15 protein-coding genes are annotated in these 13,809 nt (G+C 66.9%); 2 read left to right on the top strand and 13 right to left on the bottom strand.

Features of this window, described 5'->3' with window-relative positions; genetic code table 11:
* The first annotated feature begins 74 nt into the window (after positions 1-74).
* A complete protein-coding gene (locus tag KDK82_RS14070) occupies positions 75-488 on the top strand; it encodes a type IV pilin protein (protein ID WP_179217905.1) in 414 nt (137 codons plus the stop codon).
* Positions 489-508: 20 nt separating this feature from the next.
* On the opposite strand, the gene KDK82_RS14065 is transcribed toward KDK82_RS14070, so the two are convergent.
* The 4 genes from KDK82_RS14065 to ycaC all read right to left on the bottom strand — a co-directional run bounded on the left by KDK82_RS14065 (position 509) and on the right by ycaC (position 3,539).
* The gene (locus tag KDK82_RS14065; protein ID WP_088165245.1) at positions 509-844 is read right to left on the bottom strand and encodes a hypothetical protein; all 336 of its coding nucleotides are present in this window, start codon (positions 842-844) and stop codon (positions 509-511) included.
* A gap of 540 nt (positions 845-1,384) precedes the next feature.
* The gene (locus KDK82_RS14060; protein WP_088165244.1) at positions 1,385-1,723 is read right to left on the bottom strand and encodes a hypothetical protein; all 339 of its coding nucleotides are present in this window, start codon (positions 1,721-1,723) and stop codon (positions 1,385-1,387) included.
* 489 nt (positions 1,724-2,212) lie between these two features.
* The gene (locus KDK82_RS14055; protein WP_013803115.1) at positions 2,213-2,902 is read right to left on the bottom strand and encodes a hydrolase; all 690 of its coding nucleotides are present in this window, start codon (positions 2,900-2,902) and stop codon (positions 2,213-2,215) included.
* Between the two features lie 10 nt (positions 2,903-2,912).
* Positions 2,913-3,539 carry an isochorismate family cysteine hydrolase YcaC gene (ycaC, locus tag KDK82_RS14050; protein ID WP_034392043.1) on the bottom strand — a complete coding sequence of 209 codons (627 nt, stop codon included), beginning with the start codon at positions 3,537-3,539 and terminating at the stop codon, positions 2,913-2,915.
* 132 nt (positions 3,540-3,671) lie between these two features.
* Here ycaC and KDK82_RS14045 point away from each other — a divergent pair, with 132 nt between their 5' ends.
* Positions 3,672-4,574: a LysR family transcriptional regulator gene (locus KDK82_RS14045; protein ID WP_016445413.1), complete on the top strand. Its 903-nt coding sequence runs from the start codon at positions 3,672-3,674 to the stop codon at positions 4,572-4,574.
* 85 nt (positions 4,575-4,659) lie between these two features.
* Here KDK82_RS14045 and KDK82_RS14040 read toward each other — a convergent pair whose 3' ends face one another.
* The 9 genes from KDK82_RS14040 to KDK82_RS14000 all read right to left on the bottom strand — a co-directional run bounded on the left by KDK82_RS14040 (position 4,660) and on the right by KDK82_RS14000 (position 13,799).
* Positions 4,660-5,160 carry a copper chaperone PCu(A)C gene (locus tag KDK82_RS14040; protein ID WP_088165243.1) on the bottom strand — a complete coding sequence of 167 codons (501 nt, stop codon included), beginning with the start codon at positions 5,158-5,160 and terminating at the stop codon, positions 4,660-4,662.
* Positions 5,157-6,389 (bottom strand): hypothetical protein, encoded by a 1,233-nt coding sequence (locus KDK82_RS14035; RefSeq protein ID WP_088165242.1) that lies wholly within the window; start codon positions 6,387-6,389, stop codon positions 5,157-5,159. The genes KDK82_RS14040 and KDK82_RS14035 overlap by 4 nt, the downstream gene beginning before the upstream one ends.
* A 1-nt stretch (position 6,390) precedes the next feature.
* Entirely contained in the window at positions 6,391-7,590 is a 1,200-nt protein-coding gene (locus tag KDK82_RS14030) for a methanobactin export MATE transporter MbnM (RefSeq protein WP_012204740.1), read from the bottom strand.
* Entirely contained in the window at positions 7,590-8,528 is a 939-nt protein-coding gene (locus KDK82_RS14025; RefSeq protein ID WP_088165241.1) for an MbnP family copper-binding protein, read from the bottom strand. Before KDK82_RS14025 ends, KDK82_RS14030 begins: the two co-directional genes overlap by 1 nt.
* Before the next feature lie 149 nt (positions 8,529-8,677).
* Positions 8,678-9,163, bottom strand: a complete 486-nt coding sequence (locus KDK82_RS14020) for a DUF2946 family protein (RefSeq protein WP_088165240.1) — start codon at positions 9,161-9,163, stop codon at positions 8,678-8,680.
* A 10-nt stretch (positions 9,164-9,173) separates the two neighbouring features.
* Positions 9,174-9,641 carry a copper chaperone PCu(A)C gene (locus KDK82_RS14015; RefSeq protein WP_088165535.1) on the bottom strand — a complete coding sequence of 156 codons (468 nt, stop codon included), beginning with the start codon at positions 9,639-9,641 and terminating at the stop codon, positions 9,174-9,176.
* Positions 9,642-9,702: 61 nt separating this feature from the next.
* Positions 9,703-11,205 (bottom strand): PepSY domain-containing protein, encoded by a 1,503-nt coding sequence (locus KDK82_RS14010; protein ID WP_088165239.1) that lies wholly within the window; start codon positions 11,203-11,205, stop codon positions 9,703-9,705.
* On the bottom strand, positions 11,205-13,265 hold the full coding sequence (locus tag KDK82_RS14005) for a TonB-dependent receptor (protein ID WP_088165238.1): 2,061 nt from the start codon (positions 13,263-13,265) through the stop codon (positions 11,205-11,207). The genes KDK82_RS14010 and KDK82_RS14005 overlap by 1 nt, the downstream gene beginning before the upstream one ends.
* A 42-nt stretch (positions 13,266-13,307) precedes the next feature.
* Positions 13,308-13,799 (bottom strand): copper uptake system-associated protein, encoded by a 492-nt coding sequence (locus KDK82_RS14000; protein ID WP_016445420.1) that lies wholly within the window; start codon positions 13,797-13,799, stop codon positions 13,308-13,310.
* Positions 13,800-13,809: the final 10 nt, after the last annotated feature.

Here is a 13,809-nt window from a genome sequence, read left to right as displayed (position 1 = left end):
ACCCATCCACTACACACAGGGGCCTGCCGGCCCCGGCCGTCTGGCTGGCCCTGCGGGCCCCCAAGGAGAAATGCGTGCGCAGCAAGCTACATGGATTCACGCTGATCGAGCTGATGATCACGGTGGCGGTGATCGCCATTCTTTCGGCGATCGCCTACCCCTCCTACCAGGAATACGTGCTGCGATCGCGGCGCGTGGAGGCGCAAAGCCTGCTGGGCGAGGCCGCCGCCCGGCAGGAGCGCTGGCGGGCGCAGAACGGCGGCTACACAAGCTCCGTCGCCAACCTCAGGCTGCCCTGGGGGGACAAGTCCGAGAACGGCCACTACACCCTGACGATGGCCACGGCCGCCAATGACGGCGGCTACACGCTCAAGGCCACGCGCACCGGCCGCCAGGCAACGGACAGGCGCTGTGGCGACTACACCCTGAACGCCCTGGGCGTGAAGGGCATCTCGCCCTTGGGAACGGTGGGAGACTGCTGGCGCTGAGCGCCACCGGGGCCGGGGTCTCAGTCCTGCGCCTCATCCACAAATTCCACCATGGCCACCGACACCTCGAACTGCTGCTGCACAAAGCCCAGCATGCGGTAGTAGGTGCTGTCGGTTCGGCCGTAGGCAAGCGTCCCCAGCCGGATGGCGGCCGCCGCCATGTTCCAGTGTTGAGCGAAGGCCTCGCGCTCCATGGGCCCCGCTGCGCGCAGGCGCCTGATGTGCTCCAGCGCCAGTTCCACGGCCAGCTCCACATCGGCATCGGTGCCGTCGTCGTAGTTGGTGTTGTCGTGTTCGCCTGCCACGCGCACCAGGAATTCCAGGGATCGCTGCATGAAGGCCAGCGCGGTCCGCATGGTGCAGTGGGTCCTGCGGTGCCTGCGGCACGCCTTGGCTTTTCCCGCTTGGCGAGTGGTGAGGGAAGGGGGCGGACGGGAGGAGGGTGAAGATGCGGTCATGGTTCTTGCTCCGGGCTCATTGAGCACCACACGCTGCCTTACGAAGGGCGACGGGTGGACGAGATGTTCGTAACACGTCCGGAGCCGTGCGGCCATCCTCGCGGGTAGGCCCATCTCGCCCGAAACCATGCAGGCTGGCGCGCACGGGCGCACCAGCCTCTTAAATTTGGGCATGACAAAACCCCGCTTGAAGGTGGGGGCTGCAACCTCTCCAGATAGGTGTTACGACACACCGGGCCTTTCGGCTTGGCGACAAGTGTAATGACTTCTGCCCCTGGCCTGGGAGACGCTGCAAGCCTGCAGTCCGGCTGACACACTCGCGAGGTGCCGGCGCGCCATCCGGCCCTGGACATGCGGCTTCAAGCAGGAAGGCATCTCGCCCTCGCCCTTGGGAACGGTGGAGGACTGCTGGCGCTGAGCGCCACCGGGGCCGGGATCTCAGTCCTGCGCCTCATCCACAAATTCCACCATGGCTGCCGACACCTCGAACTGCTGCTGCACAAAGCCCAGCATGCGGTAGTAGGTGCTGTCGGTGCGGCCGTAGGCAAGCGTCCCCAGCCGGATGGCGGCCGCCGCCATGCTCCAGTGTTGGGCGAAGGCCTCGCGCTCCATGGGCCCCGCTGCGCGCAGGCGCCTGATGTGCTCCAGCGCCAGTTCCACGGCCAGTTCCACATCGGTATCGGTGCCGTCGTCGTCGTAGTTGGCGTTGTCGTGTTCGCCTGCCACGCGCACCAGGAATTCCAGGGATCGCTGCATGAAGGCCAGCGCGGTCTGCATGGTGCAGTGGGTCCTGCGATGCCTGCGGCAAGCCTTGGCTTTTCCCGCTTGGCGAGTGGTGAGGGAAGGGGGTGGTCGGGAAGCGGGTGAAGATGCGGTCATCGCTTGGCTCCTACTGGATTCAAGGAAGCCACCCGCACCGCTTCGACACGAGACGGGTGGACGGGATGTTCGAAGCACGTCAGTAGCCGTGCGGGCGTCCTCACGGAGAGCCCCATCCCGCCCAAAACCGTTGGAAGGGGCGTGCACAGGCACGTCCGCCTCAGGAATTCGGGCATGACAGAACCCCGCTTGACGTTGGGGGTCGCAAACGCTACTGGTAAGGTGCTTCGACACACCGGGCCTTTCGGCTTGGCGACAAGTGTAATGACTTCTGCCCCTGGCCTGGGAGACGCCGCAAGCCTGCAGTCCGGCTGACAAACTTGCGGGGTGCCGGCGCGCCATCCTGCCCTGGGCAAGCGGCCTCGTACCCGTGCCGTGCTACCGCAGTCAGGTGCGTTGCGAATCCAGCTGCTCACCGTTTCTGGCCACTTCCTGCGCCTTGGAGTAGCTTTCGATCAGCAATTGGTACGGCGGGAAGACGGCGCTGTAGGCCTGCGCCCACTGCAACGCGTCCTCACGGTTCCAGGTCTTTTGCACCTCCGAGCACACCGCCGCCGTGTCCATCGGCACGACACCAGCCTGCACGATGCGCGCCAGCGTGATTTCCTGCGCCATTTTCGAGTAGGTCCCCGAGGCGTCGATCACCGCGAAGACCTGGTAGCCCTCGTGCACCGCGGCGATGCTGGGGAAGGCCATGCAGACGCTGGTGATCGTCCCCGCGATGATGAGCTGCCTGCGCCCAGTGGCCTTGACGGCAGCGACGAACTCCGGATTGTCCCAGGCGTTGATCTCGCCCTTGCGCGCAACGTACCGGGCATGCGGTGCGTACTGGTGGATCTCGGGGATCAAGGGGCCGTTCGGACCCTGCGGCACCGATGCGGTGGTGATGACCGGGATCTTCGCCAGTGTCGCTACCTTGGCGAGTGTGGTGGCATTGGCACGCACCTCGGTGAAGGGCATGTCCTTGATGGTCTGGAACAGGCCGCTTTGATGGTCGATCAGCAGCATCGCGACATTGTCGGGATCGATGACCGGGCGGGCGCCGTTGAAGTTGGCGATGGTTTGGGGTGTGCTCACGGTCTTCTCCTCAATTGCCCTGGGTGAGCATGGTGTGGCTCGTGATCAGGTTGCGGTAGTCGGGGATGTGGTTGGAAAACAGAGTGCCCAGCCCCTGCACGTCGTTGCGCCAGTCGCGGTGCAGTTCGCAGGCAGCGCCGAACCAGCTCATCAGTTGCACGCCGGCCTGCGACATGCGATTCCACGCCGCATCGCGGGTGATCGGGTTGAAGGTGCCGGAGGCGTCAGTGATCACGAAGACGTCGAAGCCTTCCTCGATGGCCGACAGTGCCGGGAAGGCCACGCACACCTCGGTCACCACGCCGGCGATGATGAGTTGCTTCTTGCCCGTGGCCTTCACGGCCTTGACGAAGTCCTCGTTGTCCCAGGCGTTGATGTTGCCGGGCCGGGCGATGTAGGGCGCCTGGGGAAACTGGCTCTTGAGCTCTGGCACCAGCGGTCCGTTGGGGCCGTTCTCGAAGCTGGTCGTCAGGATGGTGGGCAGCTTGAAATAGCTGGCGATGTCGGCCAGCGCCAGCACGTTGTTCTTGAACTTGTCCGGGTCGATGTCGCGTACAAGGGATAGCAGGCCGGTCTGGTGGTCTACCAGCAGCACGGCGGCGTTGTCTTTGTCCAGGCGGACGTAGGGCTTGGTCATGGTGAATCTCCTTGGGTCGCCCAGACAAAGGTCTTGGCTGACGGATAGAGAATAGGATTTGAACAATGAGCGCGGTAGTCGTTAATAATTGCCATCAGAGTCCTATCTGAGGAACGATGGAGACGGTGTGCAATGAAAGACCTGAACGACCTCTACTACTACGTGCAGGTGGTGGACCACGGCGGCTTTGCGCCCGCGGGCCGCGCGCTGGGGATGCCCAAATCCAAGCTGAGCCGGCGCATCGCGCAGCTTGAGGAGCGTCTCGGCACGCGCCTGATCCAGCGCTCCACGCGGCGATTTGCCGTCACCGAGACCGGCCAGACCTACTACGGCCACTGCAAGGCGATGCTGGTGGAGGCCGACGCCGCCGACGAGGCCATCGCGCTGACCCACGCCGAGCCGCGCGGCATCGTGCGCATGACCTGCCCGGTGGCACTGCTTGATGCGCGCATCGCCGACATGCTGGCGGCCTTCATGGCCGCGTACCCGCGCGTGGAGATCCACCTCGAGGAAACCAACCGCCGCGTGGACGTGGTGGGCGAAGGAATCGACGTTGCCATCCGCGTGCGCCCGCCGCCGCTGGAGGACAGCGACCTGGTGATGCGCATGCTCGCCGAGCGCGGGCAATGCCTGGTGGCCTGCCCGCAGCTGTTGACAGGCGGCATCCCCCAGGTGCCCGCCGACCTGGCAGGCCTGCCGAGCATGGACCTGGGCCTGCCGCAGCACGAGCATGTGTGGCACCTGATCGGCCCGGACGGCACGCAGGCGGCCATCCGCCACCGGCCGCGCCTGGTCACGCGCGGCATGCTGGCGCTGCGCGCGGCGGCCTTGGCGGGGGTGGGCGTGGTGCAACTGCCCTCGATGATGGTGCGCGAGCAGATCGCGCGCGGTGAACTGGTCCACGTCATCCCGGGCTGGGCGCCACGGCGCGAGATCATCCATGCGGTGTTCGCCTCACGGCGCGGGCTGCTGCCGGCCGTGCGGGCGCTGCTGGATTTCCTGGCAGAGCGGTTTGAGGCGCTGGACGAAGACTGAGCTGCCGGCAAGCCCCATGGTGGCGATTGCAGCAGTTCATGGCTGCATCTCGACTTGTGGGGCACGGCTCCTGCCGCATGTCCGTTCAATGCGGGTGCTGGTGTCCGGATGGCATGCGCTTGGGTTGCTGCACCCAGACCTTGACCTTGTACTCGCCAGCCTTTTCGAACTGCAGCGTCAGGTCGAAGCGATCACCCTCGCGCAGGGGCTGCGTGAGTCCGATCAGCATGAGGTGGTGTGACTGGCCATGGCGCAACTGCACCTCCTGGCCTGCGGGCAGTTCGATGAAGGGCACTTCGCGCATGCGCATGATGTCGCCCTCCATCTTCATCTCATGCAGCTCCACGCGTGCGGCCGCTGGTGTGCTGGCCCCGATGAGCCGGTCGGCGTTCTTTCCCTTGTTCCTGATCCCCCGCAAATACGCCGCCCCGTTGCTGGAGCCGGCGATGGAGGGCGTGGCGTAGGGGTGGTCTATGACCAGGGCTCCCGCCCGGAAGTCATGGGCCCGTGCCGTCAGCGGCAGTGTCAGGGCACAGCCCATGCCCAGCAGCATTCCAAGCGCATGGCGGCGAAGCATCGTGGTCATTTCCAGTTCCTTTCAAACAGGGCATCGGGGGTCCAGATCAGCCGCAGGCCTGCCACCGTATGGCCTTTGCCAGCGATGTGCTCGCGCCCGGCTTCAAGCGCGATCAGAACGCTTTTGACGGGGCGCCAGCCGGCCATGGCCGTGAAGCGGCGCGATGGGTTGTTGGGCAGCAGGTTGGCGTCCGTGGCCACCAGCAGGGCGCCCGGCCCGCTGACGCGATTGGTGCTTCTGAGCCATTCCTGGCGGGCGCCGAATTGCCAGCGTGCGCGCGGCTGCCAGAGCACCTCCAGCCAGCCGCCCAGGGTGCGGCCCTGGTAGCTGGTGTCGCCGTTCTGGGAATAGAGGTTTCCGCTTTCGCGCCGCCAGATGCCTGCTGCGGTGAGCTTGACGCCCTGCAGCGGCGTGGTCCAGGTAGCGCTGGCCCCGGCCAGGTCCACGGTGCCGTCGAAGCAGGTGATGTCGCGCAGGCTGGCGTTGCACTGTGGCGCCGTGTGGATGTGGCCGCTGTTGGAGCGCTGTACATAGGCGCCGCGGCCCTTGGGCTGCATCCGGCTGTAGAAGACGTCTGCCTCCACCGAGGTCCAGGCGGCGCTGGCATGCACGACGGGTGCCCAGGCGGCGTTGTCGCTGCCGGGAAAGCGCCGGGCGCGCCACAGCCCCAGGTCAATGCCTTGCAGCCAGGACATGGCGCCTTGCAGGTGGGGACGCCAGGCGGCGTTGACGCCATCCTCGATCCAGTCGCCGTTGAAGGCCGCCCGCTTGGCCAGCGGCATCTGGCCGTAGCGGTCGAAGTGCCCGGCACGCGTGAGCACCTGCCCCATGGGCACGCGGTTGCGGCCTGCGCCCAGGGTCAGTTCTGCGTCTGAGCCGCTGCGCGCCTCTATCCAGGCGGCCTCCACGTGGGCTGGGTCGCTGTCGTGCCAGCCCATCACGATGTTGGCCCCCAGTTGGGGAGATACGCGCAGGCCGGCGCCCAGGGTGCCATGCTCCAGCCGCCAGCCGCGCTGGTCGTCAGGCGTGTCGCCCAGGCCCAGCGTGCCGGCCAGCCTGGGCGCCGGCAAGGTGGAATCGCCATGGAGATAGGCGGCCACCGCCGCCATGTCGATGCGCAGGCCGTTGATCTGCGGTATGCCGTCATCCAGGGTGTGCGCGGCGGCGCTGCCTGCCGCCAAGGCGATGGCGATGGCCGCTGCCAGCGGTGTGCATTGCGCGAGGAAGGTGCGTTGCATGCTATTGGCCTGCCTGCCGTGCAAAGGGATCGGCGAGCCTGGGGTTGGTGAGCAGCTCATGGTCCGTGAGGGTTTTGAGAAAGGCCAGCAGGTCGGCGCGGTCGTCGGCCGTCAGGGCGATCTGGTTGATGAAGTCGTTCTTGTTGGGGTTGGCGCGCCCGTCGCCGGCATGCGGGCCGGACGTGATGTTGCGGCCCCCGGCCGCATAGAACTGCAGCACTTCCTCCAGCGTCGCGATGCTGCCGTCATGCATGTAGGGGCCGGTGACCTCCACATTGCGCAGGCTGGGGGCGCGGAACTTGCCCATGTCCTTGAAGAGCTGGGTCAGTTCGTAGACGCCCCGGTTTGGCTCGGGGAAGGCGCCGGTGCCGCCGATGTTGTAGAGACCCGTGTTGTGGAACGGGGTCTCGACGATGCGGCTGCCCGCGTGCACGATCTGGTCGTTGAAGTTGAAGCTGCTGTGGCAGTGGAAGCATTCGGCCTTTTCGCCGAAGAACAGGTTCATGCCGCGCTGCTCGGCCGGGTTCAGTGCCGTGCTGCCCTTGAGGTACTGGTCATATTTGCTGTTGCCCGAAAGAATGGTGCGCTGGAATGCCGAGATGGCGTGGATCACATTGCCCCAGGTGATGGGCGCTGCCTGGCCCGGGTAGGCCCTGGCGAAGCGCGGGCCGTAGCCGGTGTCGGCAGCCAGCCGCGCGAGGATTTCCTCCTTGTTGTTGTCGTTGACGCCCATCTCCACCGGGTCCGTGCCGAACAGCGGTGTCTCCATCTGCTTTTCAAGCGTGACCAGCGAGGGGTTGGCCCAGGTCAGCGTGGCGTTGTAGACCACGTTGGCCAGACTCTGGGCGTTGCGCGGATGTGCGTGCCCCGTGGAGCCCAGTGATGTCGTCAGGCCATCGGTGAAGGCCTTGGACTGTATGTGGCAGCTCGCGCAGGCCTGCGTGCCATTGCCCGACAGGCGCCTGTCGTAGAACAGAAAGCGGCCGAGCTCGGCCTTCTCCGCCGTCATGGGGTTGGAGTCGGGCACCTTGGGCGTGGGGAAAAAGGAGGGCAGCACCCAGGACCAGCCCGTGCTGCTGCCGGAGTCATCGTGGACGGCGGTGTCGCCGCCCCCGCAGCCCGCCAGGGCGATGGCCCCGGCAAGGCCGCACAGGGCGGCGGTCCATGCCGCCACCCGCCGAAGCGAATGGGGCTTGTGCATTACTTGGCCTCGGTACGGAACACGGTCTGGCCGCTGCCTTCATTGATGGAGCGGCCCGTGGTCAGATCGATCTTGAGCGCGCTGAAGATGGGCACGCACTCCGGATCGGTGGCCCCGGACATGCAGCCGGCGGCGCCGCCCAGGTCTTCCTTGACGTTCGAGCCCTGCAGCAGCTGCGCAATGTCCAGCACCACCTTCTGGGTACCGGCATTGAAATCGCCGAACCCGAAATCCATGCGGTCCGGACGCGCGCAGCTGACCGTCTCGCCGGTCACGGGGTTGCCCGTGCAGCCGGTGGAGCCCAGGTGCACGTAGAACGTCTTGCCGGGGGCGGCCGGCGCGGGGCGGGCCACGCCGCCCACGGGGTTGACCTCGATCTGGGCGAACTTGCGGCCGGCCTGCCACGACCAGGCCAGGGCCTGCACATCGAGCGGCTTGGGCGCGACGGCATAGTCGGTATGGTTGACCGAGGAGGGTACGCCCACGGTCATCCTGATGCCCTTGTACGTGCCTGCGGGCACCGTGCCCCGGACCTGCGTGTTCTGCGACTGCGTGCCTGCGTCGGCGCATGCGCCAGTGCCGTCCTCCAGGTCGATCAGCGTCACCTCCTTGGTCTGCCAGTCGTTGACGTCCAGGGTGACGGCCACGGCCTCGCCCTTGTCATTGATCAGCGAGACGCCGCTGACGTAAAAGCGCAGGTCATGCAGGTCCACCGTGGCCTGGGTGGTTCCCATGCCGGCGATGGGCGTGCCGCATTTGGCGGGCAGGTTGCCGGCCTTGGCGGCGAACTCGATGGCCACGGGCTGGGGGCCTGTGGGCGTGGTGGGCTGGCTGTTGTCACCGCCTCCGCCGCCACCGCAGGCGGCCAGCAGCAGCGGCAGCGCGGTGGCGATCAGGGCGAGGGGAAAGCGGGAGTTGTCAAAGTAAGTGGTACGCATGGGTAAACGGTTTCTTGGTGCCTGCGCTGGGGCCATGGCGGCGCGCAGGCGTGGGTAACCCTGCAGGCTGCGACACGGGTCGCGGCTTGGCATGGGAAAGGAGTTCGGGAATGGGCGGCGGCATGCCGCCCGTGCGGCCCTTTCGGGCGTCAGGAAAGGGGAGGTGCCCTGGGGGGAGTGCTCAGCACCACGCGCAGCACGGTGTCCCGCGGGCGCAGGGCCTGGGGCGGCAGCGGGGTGGGAGGCGGCGGCGCGGCAAAGCGCAGGTCCGCGCGGGACAAATCAGGAGGGGCATCGCCCACGACCCGGCACAGGGGGCAATGCGCCTGGCCAGCGGCCGTGGTTTGACCATCGGCTTCGGGCTCGCCTGCAGCAGACACCGGTTGCGCCTGCTGCAGTCCCAGGGGTGTGCAGACTTCCATGGCCAGCCGCGCCAGCGGGTCGCCACTGCCCTGGCCCGATGCCAGCACCATCGCCAGGGCAGGGTGCACAAAGGCGAACAGCAGCGCCGCAGCCATCCAGGCGGCAAAGCGCCGTCCCTGGTCGCGCCGCTGTCGTGCGCCCGGCAACGCCCACGGCCAGGCGGGTGGCCCGAAGGCCACCAGGCGCTTGATGCGGAGGCTGGTGCAGCGCATGGGCCCCGTGTCAGTGCTTGTGATCGTGGCCCGAGGGCGCCGCCTTGGTGGCCAGCGGGCGTACGGGCGCCTGCACCTGCACGGATTCACGCTTGCCGTCCTTGCCTTCGATGATGAGGGTCAGCGGCACGGTCTGGCCTTCCTGCACCTGCTGCTTGAGGTCCAGCAGCATCACGTGGTAGCCGCCGGGCTTGAGTTCCACGGTCTTGCCTGCCGGCAGCGCGATGGACGGCACCTGGCGCATCTTCATCACGTTGTCCTGCATGGCCATCTCATGGACTTCGACGACCGGCGTCAGGGGCGAAGTCGCTGCGACGAGTTTGCTGTCCTGTGCGGCCTGCAGTTTCAGAAAGGCGCCGGTGGCCTTTTGCTGCGGCACGGTGGCGCGCACCCATGCATCACTGACGCTGACCTGGGCATTGGCGAATCCGCTGATCATGGCGGCGGCAAGGGCAAGCAAGTGGACGTGGCGTTTCATGGGGTTCTCCTTCATTGGTAAAAAATGTCGTGTGTGTCGGGTGCGTGCGCCGTGCTCAGGCTCAGTGGGCCGCTGTACTGTGGGGCGGGAAGGCCAGCCGGTCCAGCAGGGCCATGACCAGCAGGGATACCGCGACCAGCGGAAACAGGATCGCTCCCAGCAGCAGGATGGCGGACACCCCCTGCAGCACGCGGCGGTTTGCGGGCATGGGCGGCACGCCCAGGAGCCGGGCCGGCCTGCGTTTCCACCACATCACGGCGGCCGTGACGCACAGCAAGGCGATGCCCAGACAGGCCACTACCAATACGATTTGGTTGACGACGCCATATTCCTGCCCAAGGTGCACGTTGATGCCCCATTCCAGGGTCTTGCCGAGCGGTCCATAGTCCGCATACGACATGTCCAGCAGCGCTTTGCCGCTGTACTGGTCCAGATGGATCACACGCTGGTGGGACAGGTCCTCGGGATAGACGGAGGCGGTGTAGACCCCTTGCGGCCCCTTGGGCAGCTGGATGGCATAGCCGGCTGCGATACCCAGGCGCTCGACAGCGGCCACCGCCTGGTCTAGGGACAGGGAGGCAGGCTGAGACGGGGAGGCAGGCTGAGACGGGGAGGCAGAGTGCGACGATGAAGGCGTTTGGTCCGGCATGGCGTCGTGACCTGCATGCTCCTCATGGCCCTCATGGCCCTCATGGCCCTCATGGCCCTCATGGCCCGACTGTGGCAGCTGCGCCTGCTGCAGCGACCATGCCGTGTGCCCGTCCTCGGACAGCCGAAGGCCGGACATGGGAACCTGAACGCGCAGTCCGGCCGGGTAGCCGTAGTTGTGGCCATTGGCCCACTGGTTGGCCTTGGCGCCCCACAGCACTGACCAGGGCATCCCCGTCAGCGCGAGGAACAACAGCACGCCGCCCACGACCCATCCGGTGACTGCATGCAGATCCCGCCAGAACACCCGCTTGCTAGGCGTGCCGCGCACGGAGACCACACCGCCGCTGCGGCCGCGCGGCCACCACAGGTAAACGCCCGTGGCCACCAGCAGGATGGACCAGCCCGCAGCGATCTCGATGGCGCCACGTGCCACGGAGCCGAAATACTTCAGGCTGTGCAGCTTGCGTATCGTCCAGGCCACGCTGCCGCCCTCGGGCAAGGTGCCCACGACTTCTGCCCTATAGGGGTCCACAAAGACGGACAGCCGTTGCCCATCCACCGTTGCGATCAACGCCTCGGCCGTTCGCGTCGGCCCGGGCGCGGGCAGGTACTTGAGCAGCTTGCCCGGCTGCGCCGCCAGTGCTGCAGCGGCGATCTCCTGATGGGAGTGCGCCGCCCTGGGTGTCTGCGGTTGCGCCACATGCAGCAGGCGATCGTGGAAAAAACCATCGATCTGGTTCTTGAAGACATACAGGCCTCCCGTGACCGCCAGCCAGGCGAGAAACGGCAAGACCAGCAGGCCGGCATAGAAATGCCAGCGCCAGACCGCCCTGTAGAGGTCGGACGCACGGTCGCGTGCCTGGGGGCGCGCCCGGGCCGCGCCTGATGCGTCGGAAGGCTGGGGCGTGTCCATCAGAAGCGCAGGTTCATGCTGGCATAGACGCCGCGCCCGTCGGCGGGCGAGTAGCCCGAGGAGCCGCTGTCATACCAGGCGTAGACGTACTTGCGGTTGGTGACGTTCTTGACCTGCAGGCCCAGGTCCATCGTCTCCGAGAGGCGGTAGCTGGCACCCAGGTTCAGCACGGCGAACTTGCCTGCTCGGCCCTGGGTATTGGTGCGCTCCAGGTAGTAGTCGCCCTGGGCATTGCCCCAGGCCGACAGCTTCAGCCGGTCCGTGGCCTGCCAGTCCACGCCGGCCGAGACCAGGTAGTGCGGCACGTTCTCGATTTCCTTGCCCAGGGTAGCGGGTGCGCTGGGGTCGGGCGCGGTGATGCGCGCCACCTGGTGGGAGTAGGCGATCCACGCCGTGGTGCGGGCATGGGGCTTCATGTTGAGCTGGATGTCGTAGCCCTTGCGCAGCGTCTTGCCCACGTTGCCCAGGCCGCCCGGGTCGGGCAGGCCGTCCACGCCCAGCACCCGGGCCACCTCGCCCGAGGCGCGCTGCTCCCAGTAGGCCACACGGCCGTTGAGCCAGGGCAGGGGAGAGAACTTGACGCCCGCTTCCCAGCCATCATTGATGGAGGGCCTGAGGTTGCGATCCTGCGTGCGGTAGGCGTCGATGCCCGAGCCGATCTGGAAGGTCCGGCCCCAGTTCGCGTAGACGCTGGCCTGCTGGCTCAGGGTGTAGGCGATGCTGATCTTGGGCTGCTTGATCAGGCCGTAGTCATGCACGGGGGCGCGCGTGCCGGCCAGGCGGTCGATGAAGTGGCCATCGACATTGTCGACGCGCAGCGCCGGGATGATCCGCAGGGCTTCGATGGGGCGGATCACGGCCTGCACGTAGGCGCCCTGCGTATTGAGGTCGAAGTCCCAGTCGCGGAACTGCGAGGTCCGCACGCGCTCCGTGGTGCGGTAGCGCTGGCCCAGGTTGCTTTGCCGCTGAGCGTCCAGACCGCCTTCGAGCGTGAATTCATGCGCCCAGGCCACCTTGGGGCGCCAGGTCAGGGTGGTGATGGCGCCTTGCTGCTGCTCGTCGTTGTAGCGCTCCTGCTGCGAGCCCGCTGCCGAGAAGCGCACCCAGCGCTGGTTCTCGTACTGGTTGGCGTAGACCTTGGCAGACAGCGACAGCTCGGGCGTCAGTTCGCCATCCAGGTGGGCGCTGAGCTGGCCGGTTTCCCGCTCGCCACGGTCGGCCGCCGCATAGGCCGGGGAGCTGCGCGGCGCCCTGATGGCTTCCTCGTAGCTGAGGTAGCCCGACTCCAGCGCCTTGTTGCGGTAGTAGCGCGCGATCACGCCGGTGCGCCAGCGGCCATCGTCCGAGGTGTAGAACCATTTGCCGGACAGGGACAGCTTGCGGGCATCGGCATGGTCCCGGTAGCCGTCCGAATCGCGCCAGGCCAGGAAGTAGTTCTGGCTCCAGTTGCCGCTTTCGATGCCCTTGGACACCTGCCACTCCTTGGTGCCGAAGCTGCCCACGGTCACGCTGGCACGGCCCTCGTTGCCGCCCGTGCGGGTGATCACGTTGGCATTGCCGGCGATGTTGTTGAGGCCGTAGCGCGCGTCATTGGTGCCGCGCACGATCTCGATGGCCTCGATGTCCAGCGGGAAGACCGCGTCCAGAAAGGGCATCCCCCCGGCGTTGTCATTGCTGGGGATGCCATCGATCAGCAGCTTGACCGCATTGATGCGGCCTTCGCCGTTGAAGCCCCGGAAGGAGAAGCGCCCGGCATCCGTACCCTGCTTGAACTGCGTGACCTGCACGCCGGGCGCCTTGGACAGCAGCTCCCAGCTGTAGTCCACATGCTCGTTCTCGAGGATGTCCGCGCCCACGATGTCCACGGAGCTGAACACGCTGCGCGTGGACAGCGGGCCGGAGGCCTTGGAGGTGATGCTGATGGTGCCCAGCGTCAGGGCGGAGTCGTCCTGGCTCAACGGTTGGGGGGCGACCAGGCCCTGGGCATGTGCCGCCGAGGCCAGTGCCAGGGTGATGGACAGGGCCAGGGGGCTGCGCGAGAAGGAGAGGGAGACAGACATTACGTGAGGCGGACGGTGGATGGTGTGGAGGATGCGATCGGCTCAATGGGCCGGATGTGCGGATGGGGGATGCTGGCCCTGCGCGTCCATATGGACCATGCCGTCGAACAGGGACAGCAGGGCGCGGCGCGGGGCGGGCATGGCGGACTCGGCCTGTACGACCTTGCTGGCCAGGCTGCGCGCGGCCGATGCAGACAGGCCAGCCATTGCCAGCATCTTGGGGTCCTTGAGCCCATCGCCGCCACAGACGGCCACCAGCCATTGGCCGTGCGCGTCGCGCCGCAGCAGGGCCCGGCCACCGCGATCGCCTTGTATCCATCCGGCGACCGCATGGCCGCCTTCGATGGAAATGGGCGCTACCTCCAGCCTGGCCTCGGGCTTGTCCCAGGTGGCCATCATGACGCTGCGGATGGCCGCCGCGTCAGCCGATCCGGCCGTGGCGGGGGGCGTCGCGCCCGAGGCCGCCGCCATGGCGGGCAGGCCCAGGACCAGGGCCATCGACAGGGCGATGCTGCTCAAAGAAAGATGTCTCATGTGTGCTCCT

Origin of the sequence: Delftia sp. K82, assembly GCF_002193035.1 — a bacterium.
Taxonomy (GTDB): domain Bacteria; phylum Pseudomonadota; class Gammaproteobacteria; order Burkholderiales; family Burkholderiaceae_C; genus Comamonas; species Comamonas acidovorans.
This window is presented reverse-complemented; position numbering and strand designations above follow the sequence as displayed.